The 13,383-nt window shown below is 70.5% G+C and carries 14 protein-coding genes and 3 pseudogenes; 10 read left to right on the top strand and 7 right to left on the bottom strand.

Translation table 11 applies throughout. The annotated features are described in order from the left end of the window. Positions 1 to 120: 120 nt before the first annotated feature. Both ACIBW6_RS32825 and ACIBW6_RS32820 read right to left on the bottom strand, forming a co-directional pair. Positions 121 to 642: a 2'-5' RNA ligase family protein gene (locus tag ACIBW6_RS32825; RefSeq protein ID WP_399066165.1), complete on the bottom strand. Its 522-nt coding sequence runs from the start codon at positions 640 to 642 to the stop codon at positions 121 to 123. 85 nt (positions 643 to 727) lie between these two features. Next, positions 728 to 1,036, bottom strand: a complete 309-nt coding sequence (locus ACIBW6_RS32820; protein WP_399066163.1) for a hypothetical protein — start codon at positions 1,034 to 1,036, stop codon at positions 728 to 730. 451 nt (positions 1,037 to 1,487) lie between these two features. Here ACIBW6_RS32820 and ACIBW6_RS32815 point away from each other — a divergent pair, with 451 nt between their 5' ends. Beyond that, positions 1,488 to 1,829 carry an STAS domain-containing protein gene (locus ACIBW6_RS32815; RefSeq protein WP_399066161.1) on the top strand — a complete coding sequence of 114 codons (342 nt, stop codon included), beginning with the start codon at positions 1,488 to 1,490 and terminating at the stop codon, positions 1,827 to 1,829. Positions 1,830 to 2,081: 252 nt separating this feature from the next. Here ACIBW6_RS32815 and ACIBW6_RS32810 read toward each other — a convergent pair whose 3' ends face one another. Next, positions 2,082 to 3,149, bottom strand: a complete 1,068-nt coding sequence (locus tag ACIBW6_RS32810; RefSeq protein ID WP_399066159.1) for a hypothetical protein — start codon at positions 3,147 to 3,149, stop codon at positions 2,082 to 2,084. Further along, a complete protein-coding gene (locus tag ACIBW6_RS32805) occupies positions 3,149 to 4,453 on the bottom strand; it encodes a M48 family metallopeptidase (RefSeq protein ID WP_399066157.1) in 1,305 nt (434 codons plus the stop codon). Before ACIBW6_RS32805 ends, ACIBW6_RS32810 begins: the two co-directional genes overlap by 1 nt. A gap of 111 nt (positions 4,454 to 4,564) precedes the next feature. Between ACIBW6_RS32805 and ACIBW6_RS32800 the strand changes: the two genes are divergently transcribed. Beyond that, the gene (locus ACIBW6_RS32800) at positions 4,565 to 4,696 is read left to right on the top strand and encodes a hypothetical protein (protein WP_399066154.1); all 132 of its coding nucleotides are present in this window, start codon (positions 4,565 to 4,567) and stop codon (positions 4,694 to 4,696) included. A gap of 229 nt (positions 4,697 to 4,925) precedes the next feature. Here the strand turns inward: ACIBW6_RS32800 and ACIBW6_RS32795 are convergent, their stop codons facing one another. After that, positions 4,926 to 5,354, bottom strand: a complete 429-nt coding sequence (locus tag ACIBW6_RS32795; protein ID WP_399066152.1) for a hypothetical protein — start codon at positions 5,352 to 5,354, stop codon at positions 4,926 to 4,928. Positions 5,355 to 5,642: 288 nt separating this feature from the next. On the opposite strand from ACIBW6_RS32795, the gene ACIBW6_RS32790 reads away from it, so the two are divergent. From ACIBW6_RS32790 to ACIBW6_RS32775, 4 genes and pseudogenes are all read left to right on the top strand, one after another. Beyond that, positions 5,643 to 6,473: an NAD(P)H-binding protein gene (locus ACIBW6_RS32790; protein WP_399066149.1), complete on the top strand. Its 831-nt coding sequence runs from the start codon at positions 5,643 to 5,645 to the stop codon at positions 6,471 to 6,473. A 76-nt stretch (positions 6,474 to 6,549) separates the two neighbouring features. Then, positions 6,550 to 6,723, top strand: a pseudogene (locus tag ACIBW6_RS32785) (GntR family transcriptional regulator); the annotation flags it as partial. Positions 6,724 to 7,079: 356 nt separating this feature from the next. Further along, positions 7,080 to 8,411 carry a PP2C family protein-serine/threonine phosphatase gene (locus tag ACIBW6_RS32780; RefSeq protein ID WP_399066225.1) on the top strand — a complete coding sequence of 444 codons (1,332 nt, stop codon included), beginning with the start codon at positions 7,080 to 7,082 and terminating at the stop codon, positions 8,409 to 8,411. Beyond that, positions 8,411 to 8,740, top strand: a complete 330-nt coding sequence (locus ACIBW6_RS32775) for an STAS domain-containing protein (protein WP_399066148.1) — start codon at positions 8,411 to 8,413, stop codon at positions 8,738 to 8,740. The genes ACIBW6_RS32780 and ACIBW6_RS32775 overlap by 1 nt, the downstream gene beginning before the upstream one ends. Before the next feature lie 103 nt (positions 8,741 to 8,843). On the opposite strand, the gene ACIBW6_RS32770 is transcribed toward ACIBW6_RS32775, so the two are convergent. Further along, a complete protein-coding gene (locus ACIBW6_RS32770) occupies positions 8,844 to 9,830 on the bottom strand; it encodes an aldo/keto reductase (RefSeq protein WP_399066146.1) in 987 nt (328 codons plus the stop codon). A gap of 905 nt (positions 9,831 to 10,735) precedes the next feature. Between ACIBW6_RS32770 and ACIBW6_RS32765 the strand changes: the two genes are divergently transcribed. Then, positions 10,736 to 11,104, top strand: a complete 369-nt coding sequence (locus tag ACIBW6_RS32765; RefSeq protein ID WP_399066144.1) for a hypothetical protein — start codon at positions 10,736 to 10,738, stop codon at positions 11,102 to 11,104. A gap of 292 nt (positions 11,105 to 11,396) precedes the next feature. Here ACIBW6_RS32765 and ACIBW6_RS32760 read toward each other — a convergent pair. Further along, positions 11,397 to 11,522: pseudogene (locus ACIBW6_RS32760) on the bottom strand (oxidoreductase); the annotation flags it as partial. Between the two features lie 6 nt (positions 11,523 to 11,528). Here ACIBW6_RS32760 and ACIBW6_RS32755 point away from each other — a divergent pair. From ACIBW6_RS32755 to ACIBW6_RS32745, 3 genes and pseudogenes are all read left to right on the top strand, one after another. Continuing rightward, a pseudogene (locus tag ACIBW6_RS32755) lies at positions 11,529 to 11,780 on the top strand (MerR family DNA-binding protein); the annotation flags it as partial. Between the two features lie 34 nt (positions 11,781 to 11,814). Next, positions 11,815 to 12,210, top strand: a complete 396-nt coding sequence (locus tag ACIBW6_RS32750) for a RidA family protein (protein WP_399066143.1) — start codon at positions 11,815 to 11,817, stop codon at positions 12,208 to 12,210. A 416-nt stretch (positions 12,211 to 12,626) separates the two neighbouring features. Then, complete coding sequence (locus ACIBW6_RS32745) at positions 12,627 to 12,980, top strand: hypothetical protein (RefSeq protein WP_399066141.1); 354 nt, start codon at positions 12,627 to 12,629, stop codon at positions 12,978 to 12,980. The last annotated feature ends 403 nt before the right edge of the window (positions 12,981 to 13,383 follow it).

The following is a 13,383-nucleotide window of genomic DNA, read 5'->3' as shown; positions in this document are numbered from 1 at the left end:
CCTTACGCGTCTCTGGTGTGGAGGTCGTCGGGAGCGCGCGGGACGTTCGACGGCCTCATCGGCTCCGTCGAGCAGAGCAAGGCCTGTGGGCCGGCCGGACCCGCGCCGCAAGGGGCCTCCTCAGCCCAATAGTTGCACCGTCCGCCGCACGCTGTCGTAGCTGCGAGCGTGTGTGAAATGCCCCTCCCACGGCTCAGCCAACTCCGCGGGCAGTGACGCGTCCGGCCGATAAGCAGCGGTGGAACGGGTCCTGCCGAGCGTGAGATGCGGAGTCCAGTTCCCGGGGGCGTGCAGAGGATTGCGGCTCACGTCGCCGTCGGCGCGCAGCAGCTCCCACACCTGCTGGTGCAGCGCCGTCAGTTCAGCGCTGGGAACGACGCGCCAGGCCAGTACCCGGGTCCGTCCGCCGAAGCGGACCACGCCCTCCAGCCGCAGGGGGACGGGAAGCACGCTCAGGGCCGGGCCGAGGGCGCGCCATCCGCCCGGTGGCGGCTCGGCCGTCGTGGTCAGAGTCAGGTGCGGGCGGTTGGTGGGGTGATGGTGGTTCGCCTGGCTGGGCAGGCCGGAGACGGCGAGTGCGCGCCAGACGTCGGCCACTCGTTGCTCCGTCACGCGATCGACCAGCAGTTCCACAGTGTGCACGGCGGCACCTTAGGGTCCCGCCACCCGACGAGGCAGCAAGGTCCGCCGCCCGGGCGGGTCGGCACCGAGCAGCGCTCACCGGGCTCTACGGAGACGTGCTGGTCATCGAGGGCCGACGGCGAAGTAGGGGTCCGCGGCGCGATGCACGCGGACCGTACCGGGGTGCTCGGCGTCCCGCCCCTTCCACGAAGATGCCCAGGTCGGGTTCGTCCTGGTGGTACTCGGTGAGCAGCAGATCCAGCCGGAGCTCCGAGAACTCGGTGCGCAACGCGGCGACGACAGGCGCCAGCAACGCCGAACCCGCGGGACTGAAGTATCCGATCGACAGACCGCCCACGCGGCCGGCCCGCAGGTCGCCCACCACCCGTTCGATCCGGCCCAGCGCCTCGAACAACGTCTCGACCTCGGCCGCGAGGATCCGCCCGGCCGCGGTGGGCTCGATGCCACGCCCGGAGCGGCATGACCTCGGCGCCCACGCCTTGGAGCGGGAGCGCGAGGTTGTGTCATGGTGCGCGGGCGATGGCGGAGAGCGCCGCCGAGTGCGAGGCGTCGCCCCCTGCGGCCGGCCGCTCACGGACGGCCTGGCGGGCACCCCTGAGTGGGACCGCCGCGCCCGCGCGTCGAACGCGGCGCCGCGACGGGTAGGCACCGGCCGGGACAGTTGTCGTTGTGCAACGATTGCGGGACGAGAGATTGACCGGCCCCTGTCGCCGCGGCGACAGGGGCCGGTCCACGGGAATCGGGCATCGCCCCCTTCACGGGCATTCGGTTCCCGTCATCGCTGCCCGGCCGCATCAGCGGCGCCGGCACGGCGGTGGACTCACAACCCCCGAGAGGGGGCCGACATGCTCATCACGACCGCCATCGACGGAGATACGGCCGTCATCACGCCGCGCGGCGAGATCGACTTCGCCGCCCTGCCCGGCCTCCTCGCCGCTCCCCGGCGACTCCCCCGCACGGTGGCGCGGGTGGTGTCGGATCTGCACCAGGTCACTTTCATGGACATCGCCGGGCTCCACCTCCTCGCGGGCCAGCGCGACGACTGCCGGCGCTCCCGCCGGACGCTGACCGTCACCGGCCTCGGCCGTCAGGCGGAGCACCTGCTGCTCCTGGCCCAACGCCTCTTCCCCGCCTTCGACTTCGGCGCGCTCCTTCTCCCCGCCGCCTCCCCCGCCCAGTCGGCCTGAGCACATGTCCGCCCCCGGGCGAAGGTAGCCAGAGGCGGGGCCCCGCTCGTCGTGCCGGACGGGCAGCAGGAGGTCGGCGGACCGCCCGGTCACCCGGACCGCGCGCGTACCGCCGTGCGGGCGGCGACGCGGCGCGGACGGGAGCTGCGGCTGGGGCCTGGTGGTGGGTCCCAGGGGCCCGGCCACGCCCGTCGCGGGTCGCGCGTACCGGGATCCGCCGCGAGAGGTGCCCGCGACAGAGTCTCCGTCACGTCACCGTGCGGCGGCATTGCGGTGGAGGGCTTGCGCGGCACAGTAGTTGCGCACCCGCGCGTACCGCTCCGCCGGATTCCCGTAGTACGACCACGGCGTCGTGCCCGCGTAGCCGTCCACCGTACGGAACTGCTCCAGCGCCTCCTCGTACCGGTTCTGCCAGTACAGGAAGTGGCCGAGCATGTGGCGGGCCGGCGGTATGTTCCGGTCGTGTGGGTCCTTCGTGTGCGCCGCCGCCACGTCCACGAGCGCCGCGTCCGTCGCCGCGACGATGTGGGGCTGCTGGTAGTACGTGCCCGGGTTCAGCGTCTCGTCGGTGATCTCGTACTCGAAGTACGCGTCCAGCACGATCGTGGACAGGAGCTGTCCCGGCACGCCCTTCGCCGCGGCGGCCCGGCCGAACTCCTCGGCCGCCTCGTGCGAGCCCCGCCACTTCGCGCACCAGTACTGGAGCGCCGAGTGGTGGGCCCCTACGTGGTGCGGGTCCCGGTGCTCCACCTCGGACCACAGGGCCGCGAACTTCTCGTGGTCGTAACCGAGCCCCATTGCCAGCGGCAGCTCCGCGATGAACGGGCACGGGTCGTCGCCGGCCAGCTCCTGCGCCGCGGCGAACGCCTCCCCGGCCTGGACGAGGACCCGGTGGAATGCGGCGAACTGCTCCCGCGTCGTGGCACCCGCGAGGCCGCCACCGCGGACCTCCCAGGCCAGGTCGACCAGCGACCGGGCGTTCACGAGCGCCGCACCGGGATCCTCGCGCCGGGCGGTGCGCCAGGCGAGCAGCCAGCCGTCGTCCGCGACGGCTTGGGCGGCGAGGGCGTTGGAGCGGCGGCTGCGCTCCGCCCAGTCGCGGCCCGCGTCCTGCAGATAGGCGGCCGCGGCTTGCCAGTCACCCGCGAGTACGGCCTGCCTGACCTGCTCGAACCGCGGGTCGGGGGCCATCGCCGCGGTGCCGTCGATGTCCTCGACCGGGACGAGCCCGAACTGCCGTTCTGCCGATACGAGTTGCTTGTCGCTGAAGGAGCCGACGCGGTTCGGGTTCGTGCCGCGCCGGTTGCGGAAGAGGCCCATCAGATCGTCTCCCGTTCGCGCGTGCCGCTGTCCAGAGAGTCGGCCGGTCGCAGCACCTGCCGCAGCCCGGTGGTGTCCGGCACGTCGGCCACCGCCGCGTCCAGGGCGCGGGTCAGTTGCTCCTCGGAGGCGGTGTGCAGGCGCAGCAGTGCCGAGTCCGACCAGGACAGCTCGAAGTGCGCGCCGCCGCGGGCGATCAGCTCTGCGACGGTCAGGTCGCGGAGCAGGTCGTGCAGGCGGGGCCGGACGAGCTCCCGGGCCGCCCGGTTCGTCGCGGCCGCCGCCTGCGCGGACTTGGGCAGTCGGTCAGCGACCTGCCACAGCGCACCGCCGTCGATCGCGGCGAGCACCGAGTCGAGCGAGCCGTCCGCGCCGGTCGCCTCCCGCACGGCTCGTCGCAGCGGCTGCGTGGCGCCGTCCGCGTACGTCGTCATCGACTCGTGGACGAGCTGCTCCCAGTCGGCGGCCCGCCGCATGGTGAGCGCGTCCGGTGTCAGCGAGACCTGTTCGAGGGCGGCGAAGGCGGCGGCCGGATCGTCCAGCAGAGCGAGCGCCGGTCCGGCCGCACCGGCCGCCCGGCCGTCGTCGGGAAGCTGCTCGATGCGGGCCACCCGGTCGGCGGTCGGCGGGTGCGTGTCGTAGGCGGAGGGCTCCTCTTCGGGGAACTTCTCGCGCAGGTCCCGCAGTTCGGCCGAGCGTGCCCGCAGAAGGTGGCGCAGGCCGCCGTAGACCTCGCCTTGGGGCGGCAGCAGGCCCGCGTTCGCCCCGAGACTCGCGTACGACTGCATGTAGAAGCCGAACGCCGCGTCGAGAGCCGGGATCTCGCGCAGGGCGGAGGCCGTCGCGGCGCGGCCCGCGATCCGCGCGGCGGTCAGGTCGGCGGCGTACTCCTGGCGGCGCATCGTGCTGCGCATGGAGCGTACGTAGAACTTTCCGTACCAGATGAAGGGCTTGGCGGCGAGGCGGTAACTCAGGCCCGCCGAGCCGGTGTCGATCTGCCGGGCCGCCTTTCCCCTGGCGACGCGGCGTGCCTCCTTCTCCTCCGCCTTCAGCCGCTCGTCGTCCACCTTGGCGGCGGAGCGGCGCATCAGCGTGGAGACGGTGCGGGAGACCTGTTCGAAGCCGCGGCGGTTGATCGCGCCGAGCCGGGTGTCGGCATTGGAGTAGTGGCCGAATTCGTGGGCCAGTACGGAGATGAGCTGGTCCTCGTCGAGGCCGCTCAGCAGCGGCGCGCCGATCAGCAGGACCCGCCGTCCGGGGACGAGGCCGAGCAGCCGCGACTTCTCGTACACGGCGGCGTTCACCCTTGAGAACATCGCCATGGCGCGGGCAGCGTCCTGGACGGGATGCCGGAGGCCGAGCGCCCGGAGCGGTGGTCCTGGTGCTCGAGCAGCCAGCGCTCCAGCCCGAACGCGTTGGCCACACTGCAGACCGCCCGCGAAGAGCACGTCGACTCCGTCCGCGCCCTGGGTGAGCTCCGCGATCCGGTCGCCGAACAGGTACTCGACGCCATCACGGGTGTTGTCGAAGAGCAACTCACCGAGTGACTGGATGCCCACATCGAGCACTTCACGGAGAACCGCCACACTGTCCCGGCGGCCAACCGCGTCCTGGCCGGCGACCGTCTGGTCCAGACGATCATCGCCGAGGAACTCGACGCGCTGCGCGAACGACTGCTCGGTGCGTTGCCGGTCACTGACGACGCCACCCGGCAGGCGGTGTCGTGCGTCCTGAAGAGCTGGCTGGTCTTCGTCCAAGTGCTGTGCGTGGACTGGCTCACCGAACAGACCCGCACCCGCACCGAGCTGCACGACGTGTGCATCGGCGCCATCCGGCGAACTCGCCGTTCGCGATCAGGCCGGCGATCACGTCGGTCATGCGGTCGATGCCCGGGGCCCTGACGATCAGGCCGTCCGGGACCCAGAAGTACATGCCCCCGAGGGCCTCGTCGGTTCCTGCCCAGCGTGTCATCATGCGCTTGACTTTCGCGACGGTGAACACGGTCGCGGTCCAACGAGACCCATCCTCCGGGGTCACGAAGACATCGACGTTGCAGACCTCGTCCACGTCCTCGCCGTCGTGGGGCAGGACCGACGCCTCGAAAGCCTCCGTACGGACCAGATACCAGGGCTCGTCCCAGCCTCGCTCGATCCGTTCAGACGGTGTGCTGCCGTTCTTCGCGCGAGTGCCCCTGGTCAGGGGCATCGATCTCAACTGACGTCCCTGCCGCAACTGCCGCAACTGCCGCCGCCCGCGGCCAGAACCGGGGAGGTCTGTTCGTGGTCGGCTTCCAGCAAGCGGGATGTCGATGGTCCGGTGCTGCCCGGGTCGAGCAGAGCCCGCTGGGCGTCGCGTTGCCGATCACGGTCCGGAAATCTCTTTGACGCGTCCGGTGCCGGTGGTTGAAGGTGTGGCCGTCATCGCGGTCACGGGAGCCGGCCGCACGAGGGCGGGGGCCGTCGCGGTGACGGCCGTACGGCGAAGGAGCCTTCCATGATCGTGGTGTCGGCCGCCTCCGGTGGCCTGGGCCGACTCGTCGTCGACCATCTCCTGGCCAGGCGACCTGCCTCGCACATCGCCGTCGCGGTCCGTACGCCGGAACGGGTCGCCGATCTCGCCGCCCGCGGCGTTCAGGTGCGCCGCGGCGACTACGACGAGCCCGACACACTGCGCACCGCGTTCGAGGGCGCCGACCGTCTCCTGCTCATCTCGTCACCGGAGCTCGATCCCGGTCGCCGGATCCGCCAGCATCAGGCCGCTCTCGATGCCGCTCGCGCCGCGGACGTGGGCGCGGTGGCGTACACCAGCTTCCTGGACGCCGACACCCGGTCCGACGGTGTCACCGCGGCCCACCACGCCACCGAGCACGCGCTGAAGGCCAGCGGTCTGCCGCACACCGTGCTGCGCCACCCCTTCTACAGCGAGGGATTCCTCCGTCCGGCGCTGCAACACGCACTTCACGCGGCCGAGTTGCGGGACGCGACGGAGGGGAGGGGTCTCAACACCGCGTCGCGCGCCGACCTCGCCGAAGCCGCGGCGCGCGTCCTCAGCGAGGACGACCACGTCGGTCGCGCCTACGATTTCACCGGCACCCTGTGGACCTATCCCGAGCTCGCCCAGGCCCTCACCCGCGTGTCGGGCAGACCCGTCGCCCACTGCGTACGGCACGTACCCGCCCCGGGTGTACAGGGATGGCTGGAGGGACAGATCCGCGCCGGTGCCCTGGAACGGCAGACCGACGACCTCGCACGCGTCCTGCACCGGCCGCCCGCGGCCCTCCAGGAGACCCTCACGCAGCTCCTCGCGGAGATTCCCGTCACGTAGCCTCATCAGGGCCGAACTGGGCCTGTGCAGCGTCAATGCCGGGACGAGGATTCCCGCTGAGCGGGTCAGCTGCCCGGTGGCCCGCCGCTGGTCGGCACACCGCAACCCCGACCGGGACGGCGCCGCGGAACGCCGCAGGCTGGAGGAGGCGGTGCTGGACCGCGACGCGGACACCGCCGCCGCGGTCCTGGTCCAGCATCTCACCACGACCGCGGCCGCCCTGACCGACGACTCGGAGCGCGCCATCTGAAGGGTGTCTCGCAGCGATCGGCGGTTGGCTCCAGCCAGGGCGGTAGACATCGACGAGACTCCACGTAAGTCGATACTCAAGCCCGGATGAGCAGCGCGCTTCTTCTCCCGCTCCACGATGTCCTCCTTCACCCGCGCACCGAAATGTGTGCAGCACGCCGCGACCCGCCCCCTGGTGCGGGGCACCCACGAGGTGCGGGGAGCGCGCCCAACCGCTGGAGCAGGCGTCCGGGGGTACCCGAGGAAGAATCCGCTCGCCGGTGACGGGCTCGCCCGGCACCGGGGGCAGCGGGACTCGGGTGTGAGGATGGCGGTCATGGACACACGACTCAGGAACAACGTCACAGCCGCTCGGTGATGTGCCGCACCGGCCAGGAGCCGGACCCCGCCGAGGCAGAGCAGACCGCGGGCACCGACGCCGTCTTCACCGCACTGCTGGAGGACAGCGCCGAGGAACTGTACGAGGCCGCTCCCTGTGGCTATCTGTCGACGATGATGGACGGCACCATCGCCAAGATCAACGCCACGCTGCTGGACTGGCTCGGCCTGGACCGCGCGGAGGTGGTGGGCCGTCTCCGCTTCACTGATCTGCTGACCGTAGGCGGCAAGCTCTATCACGAGACGCACTTCGCGCCGCTGCTGCGCATGCAAGGTGAATTGCGCGGCGTCGCCATGGAGATGAAGGCCTCTGGCGGGCAGCGGCTGCCGGTGCTGGTCTCCTCCCTCATCAAGCACGGTGGTGAAGGCGAGCCGCTGCCGATCCGCACCACCGTCTTCGACGCCTCAGACCGGCGCGCCTACGAGCAGGAACTGCTGCGCCGGCGCGAGGAGGCCGAGGAAGCCCTTGCCGAAGCCGAGCGGGCCCGCGCGCAGGCGGAGGAAGCCCGGCAGCAAGCCGAACGGGACCGTGAACGTCTGGCCGGCGCACTGGCGGTGCTGCAGCGGTCTCTCGTGCCCACCTCGCTGCCCTCGGTGCCGGGCCTGGAAGCGGACGTGTACTACCACACTGCCTCCCCCGACCGTCTCGGCGGCGACTTCTACGACCTGTTCGCACTCGGGGACGGCAGGTGGGCCTTCTTCCTCGGCGATGTCTCCGGCAAGGGCCCCCAGGCCGCCTCGGTCACATCGTTGACGCGCTACACCCTTCGCGCCGCGGCCCTGCACGACCCCGACCCGGTGACAGCCCTGCGCACGCTGAACGCCGTGCTGCACGAGCGGTACGCATCCGGCGGCGACCCGCGGTTCTGCACCGTCCTCCTCGGCGTCATCGACTTCTCCGACGGCACCCGTCCCGCTACCATACGTCTGGCCTCCGGCGGTCACCCCCCGGCCATGGTCCTGCGGGCCGACGGCAGCGCCGACTACCTGCCCACCCCGGGCGGACTCCTCGTCGGCCCCCTTCCGCACGCCCCGTTCAAAACCACGCAGACCACGCTGGAACCTGGCGACACCCTGCTGCTCTATACCGATGGCCTCACCGAAGCACGGATCGGCCCCACTCGCGCCCAACTCTTCGGCCCCGAGGCGCTGCACGCCTTCGCCACCGACCACGCCCCCACCTCGCCGGCAGACTTGATCAAGGCACTGGCCGGGCTGCTCGACGGCTTCGGCAGCGCCCTCGACGACGACACGGCCCTGCTCGCCCTCGGCATCCCCACCACCTCTCCCCCAGCCCCGGCCGCATCGTGATGAGTCCACTGCGCATCGCCCACAACACCACGGCCACCGGACCCGTCCTGCACGTGAACGGCGAGCTCGACTACGAGCATGCCCGAGCACTGCGGGAACACGCTCAACGCTGCGCCCTGGCCCCCGAGGTGAGACTGACCATCGACCTTTCCGGTCTGCAGTTCTGCGACTCCACGGGCCTAAGCACCCTCCTCGCCGTCCTCCACCACGCCCAAGCAGCCGGCAGCGACCTGACGCTGACCGCTGTCCCGGCCGACACCCTGCGCATCCTCACGAGCACCGGCCTCGACCAGGTCTTCACCCTCCAGCCCGCTGCCGCCCCCGGCTGAGGCTGTGACTGTCCTGGACCAGCTCAGAGGCGTCTCCCCGGGTTGCCGGAAGACGGTGCAGCCGTCAGCCTCGTCCCAACCAGACCCCGACTCCGCTCATGCCCTAGTGCGCGGCGTCCAGCTTCGCCCGCTGGTCCTGCGTGAGGTCGAGGTCCACCGCCGCCAGACTCTCCTCCAGCTGAGCCACCGAGGATGCGCCCACCAGGGGGACAACCGGGATCTCGCCACCGATCAGCCAGGCGAGGACGACCTGGTTCTGCGTGGCTCCCGTCTCCGCCGCGACCTCGGCCAGGGCGGCGAGGCGGGCGGCCGTTCCCGCGTTCTGGTAGCCGGGGTCCAAAGGCTTGTCCGTGCGTCCGTAACTGCCGTTCAGCAGCGGAGAGTACGCGACCAGGCAGAGGGACGGCTCCTCGCGCAGGTAGCTCAGGTGGTCGCCGGAGGCGACCCCCAGGTCGCCGTCGGGTGAGCGCAGTGTGGGCTCGTCCGTACGGTGGCGGAGGTAGCTGTGGTGGTACTGCAGCACCTCGTAGCCGGGCAGACCCGCGGCTGCCGCCAGAGCCCGGGCGCGCTCCAGGCGCCAGACACGATGGTTGCTCGCGCCCAGCAGGCCCACCGTGCCGTCGGCGACGAGGGCGGCGAAGCCGTCCACCGTCTCCTGCAAGGGGACACGGCGATCCTCGATGTGTGCGTAGAGCAGGTCCAGCTTGTCCGTGCCGAGGTTCTCCCGGCTGCGCTCGGCCGACTCGCGGATCGTCTTGGCGGTGAGGCTCTCGACGTCCGGCGTGAAGGTCGAGGTGGGGTGGTCGGGGCGGCCGCCGAGCTTGGTGGCGATCGTGATCTCGTCGCCGATGCCCCGGCTGCGCCGCCAGCGGCCCAGGAGCTGCTCGCTCTCGCCGCCCTGAGTGCCGTTGACCCAGAACGCGTAGTTGTTGGCGGTGTCGATGAAGGTGCCACCGGCTTCGACGTACCGGTCGAGGATCGCGTACGAGGTCGCCTCGTCGGTGGTGGTGCCGAACCGCATGGCGCCGAGGCTCAGGACGCTCACCTTGCGGCGGGTGGCCGGATTCTGACCGATGGTGCGGTAGCGCATACGGGTGCCTTTCAAAGGGGACGCCTGGGCTTCGGCGGCAAGTCTGCCTGCTGGAGCGCTCTCGAAGTCAAGGGCCGCCGAGGTCACCGGGGGCGGTGTGCGCGCCCTTAGCACGCTGCTGGGCCCTGCGCCGCCTTCACTGCGACCGGTCCCCGCGGGGACAGCGGCCCTGTCCTTCTGTGGGTTCCGCCCTGCCTTGCGCCTGCCGGGCCCGGGCGGAATCGCGCCGGGTCTGATCATCTTCGGAGCAGCCTTCGCGGTCTACGTGACGGCTCCGGAGGATCCCGGGACGAAGCAGGTAGACCTGACCGTGCTGACCGAGAAGTCCGACGGGGATTGCACTGTCACCTGGGCCGACCCCTACGCCAAGGAGCGGCTCCAGGGCCATTACAGTTGCGAACCCGACCGGGACCCTCTGCTCAAAGGCTGGGCCTACGATCCCGACACCGGTCACTGCTGGGACACCGGATGGATGGTGACCGAAGGGTCCCGCAAAGGCGACCTCTTTGTCCTCGGCCAGGACGACGCGGAGCACAACAGGTCGCCGGTCGGCTCGTGCAGGATCACGCGCAAGCCGTGGAGGCGGTACGCGTGGCATGGGAGCCGTTGCGGCAGTCCTTGGTGGATGAGGCCCTTGTCCAGGTGTCCGTCGAGGAGTTGAGGGATGCAACGAACGGTGGATTCGACGCTGGGGAACTGCGCCGGTGTGGTACACGGACCGCCCGGGACGTGCTCGAAGCCGGGACGCCGGTGCTGTTCCGCTTGCCGGGTGTGGAGCCGGGCACAGGTGAACGGCTGACCACCGCAGTAGAGATGCTGGCCGACCGTGCGGTGAGGGCCGGCGCGGGCCAGGACTCCTGGAACGGTCCGACCCGCGCGTCACCGATCTGCTCAACGCTCTGAGCGTGTTGGTCCGAGTAGGCCCCGATGGGCGAGCCGCCGCGCAGAGCGCGACCGAGCCGGCTGCCCTGCTCGGCCCCCTGTTGGAGAAGGCCGAGCCCGCAGCCGGACGGCGGAAGATGCTACGGGCGGACGCGGAGGAACACGCAGCGGCCAAGCACGCGGTGGGCCTGATGCGTCACCTGCTTGGCACGGTCGGACAGCGCGGCTCCATCGACCAGCTCGCTCAGACGTCGGTGGACCTGCTGCGCGGCCCCGACGCGGACCCGGTCGGGATCGCGGCCCCGATCGACTTCGAAACGCCGCCCGAGAAGTACGCGCACCTGCTGACGGAGCTGACCGTACCGGAGCCCCGGCCGGCGCCCGTCCCGTGACCGAGGCGCTGCACCAGCAGCCGTTGTCGGCCAAATGGAGCCAGTGGCCTCGTCAATAGCTGTAAGAGGGCTGGACCTTGGTGACACCGCTCTTGAGACGCGCTGAGGACGGTAGGCCGCCCGTTGCATGGGGCGGGCGGTGGTAGCTGTAGTAGGTGCTCCAGGTGCTGATGCGTAGCCACGCGTCGCCCCTGCCGACTTCGCTCGGCCAGCCGCCTTGGCCTGCTCCGAGTCGCGACCGTGCTCGCGCCGGCCTCCCCCGCAGGGACGCGGCGAGGGTCGTGCGGCGGGGTCAACGGGCGATCGGGGTGGCACCGGTCGCGGCGACGGACAGATCCCACAGCCTTGCGGCGGAGTCCCGGTCGATGGCGTAGGCCCGGACGCCGCCATCGTCCATGGCCGCCTCGGGAGCGGAGACGACTGACTCCTGATCTGCGTCAAGCTACGGGAATCGCAGATGCCGTTAGCTGACCTCAAGCGGTTCGCGGAGCTCGTGCGGCACGGCCGGGGTAACGAGGCGGAACGCCTGGAACTCCTCAATGCCCACCGGCAGCGCGTCGACGCCCAGATCCGGGCACTGGAAGAGTGCCGCTCCGTCATCACCTGGAAGGTCGGTGTCTACGCCGACCGCCTCGCCCGCGGCGAGGCCGGCGGACTCTGGTCCCCGACGGCCTGAGGAGCCGGTTCCGATCATGGCATGATCAACCGGCATGAAGCATTTCATACGTCCGGACGGTTCTCCGCCCGTCAACGGCTACAGCCATGCAGTCGCCTTCACCGGAGCGATGGTCGCCGTCTCCGGTCAGGTCCCCATGGACGGCGGCGGCAACCTGGTCGGCAGGGAGGACGCCGAGGCGCAGGTCCGGCAGGTCTACGCGAACCTGATCGCCGCGCTGAGAGCAGCGGGCTCCGGCTTGGAACACGTCGTCAAACTCACGGTCTACCTGACTGATCTCGATGACCTGGATGCGTTTCGCAAAGTACGAGACGAGTACCAGGACACGGACAATCCACCCGCATGCTCCTTGGTGAGGGTCGCCGGACTCGTTCACCCAGACTTCCGCGTCGAGATCGATGCGCTGGCTGTGGCGCCGAACGCTGGATAACTGGAACCCTCCAACCCTGGACGGACGGGCACCGACGTCGGTTGTCGGTTGCCGGGAACTGCCCACCGATCACAGAGCTTCAACCGGCGTCACCGGGCCCATCGCCCCCCGGCGGTCCAGGTCCGGGTCCATAAAGACTCTGCCGACAGGGTGGAACCACACTGGCGCGCGGCGTCGTGCGCGAAGAACTGCACCAAGGGCGTGAAGCACATTGCGACGCTCTACACGCCCCACCGCCTCGGCTGATCCATCTGGGAGTCCAAGTAATGCGTCACCGGCGGCTGACGAGGTTCAGCATCCTGACCGCTACCGTTCTGCCGTTGACAGGAGCCTGCTCGGCCGACCACGCCGACAGTGAGCCCAAAACCAAGCCGCCGTCTCACGTCAGCGCCTCCGCCTCCGCCTCCCTCACTGGAGTGGATCAGACTCCGGTGAAGGTCCCGCCGGAGCTCGATCAGGGGGACACGTTGGCCGTCCGGCAGGGCGCCACGCACGGAGGCCGCACCATCGGTTTCACCGAGGGCGGCCAGAAGGGCAACGCGCTCATCGTCGCGGTGCGCTGTGAGGGCAGGGGAACGATGAAGGTCGTGGTCAAGCCCATGACGGTCTTCTTCCCCATGGACTGCGTCGATGGGGAAGTGACGACGACGTACAACCAGTTCGCTCTCGCCGGAATGGAGAAGCAAGGCACGGTCTCCGTCACCGCGCCCACCACAGTGACGTGGTCCATGACCATCGGGCGCGGTGAGCCCCCGGAGGGAGAGGACTAGAGCACCTCGGATCGGCCACCTGTGCTGCGCAGTCTGCTGGCTCGTCGCCGGATCACTCCTTGGCAGACCGCGTCGCGGGACGAAGCCACGGATCCGGGTGGCGACGCCCAGTTGAACGGGTGCGAGTACGCGCTGACCGAGCGGCCTGAGAGGACCTGCGCTTTCGACGAGTTCGGCGCGGGCCGCCCGGATCACGCCACCGGCCGGGGCATGGATGCAGCATGCAAGGATGTCGGGGTGTCCCGCCGATCACGCCTCTTGTCGTGGGCTGCCGTAACAGCAGCCGCGCTCGCCATTCTGCTTGGCCTGCTCGTCCGCCTCAGGGGGACGATGCCAGTGAATCCAAGGTTTTCCCCTCCAACACCGAGGCCACATCACCCGCGGTAGCCCGCGCTGTGCGTGA

Source organism: Streptomyces sp. NPDC049813 (assembly GCF_044465085.1).
Taxonomy (GTDB): Bacteria; Actinomycetota; Actinomycetes; order Streptomycetales; family Streptomycetaceae; genus Streptomyces.
This window is presented reverse-complemented; position numbering and strand designations above follow the sequence as displayed.

Excerpts from the sequence above, each read along its gene's own strand:
- ACIBW6_RS32815 (WP_399066161.1), top strand. The coding sequence starts at position 1,488 with ATGCTCATCACGACCGCCATCGACGGAGATACGGCCGTCATCACGCCG.
- ACIBW6_RS32810 (WP_399066159.1), bottom strand. The coding sequence starts at position 3,149 with ATGGGCCTCTTCCGCAACCGGCGCGGCACGAACCCGAACCGCGTCGGC.
- ACIBW6_RS32795 (WP_399066152.1), bottom strand. The coding sequence starts at position 5,354 with ATGCCCCTGACCAGGGGCACTCGCGCGAAGAACGGCAGCACACCGTCT.
- ACIBW6_RS32790 (WP_399066149.1), top strand. The coding sequence starts at position 5,643 with ATGATCGTGGTGTCGGCCGCCTCCGGTGGCCTGGGCCGACTCGTCGTC.
- ACIBW6_RS32780 (WP_399066225.1), top strand. The coding sequence starts at position 7,080 with ATGTGCCGCACCGGCCAGGAGCCGGACCCCGCCGAGGCAGAGCAGACC.
- ACIBW6_RS32775 (WP_399066148.1), top strand. The coding sequence starts at position 8,411 with ATGAGTCCACTGCGCATCGCCCACAACACCACGGCCACCGGACCCGTC.
- ACIBW6_RS32770 (WP_399066146.1), bottom strand. The coding sequence starts at position 9,830 with ATGCGCTACCGCACCATCGGTCAGAATCCGGCCACCCGCCGCAAGGTG.
- ACIBW6_RS32750 (WP_399066143.1), top strand. The coding sequence starts at position 11,815 with ATGAAGCATTTCATACGTCCGGACGGTTCTCCGCCCGTCAACGGCTAC.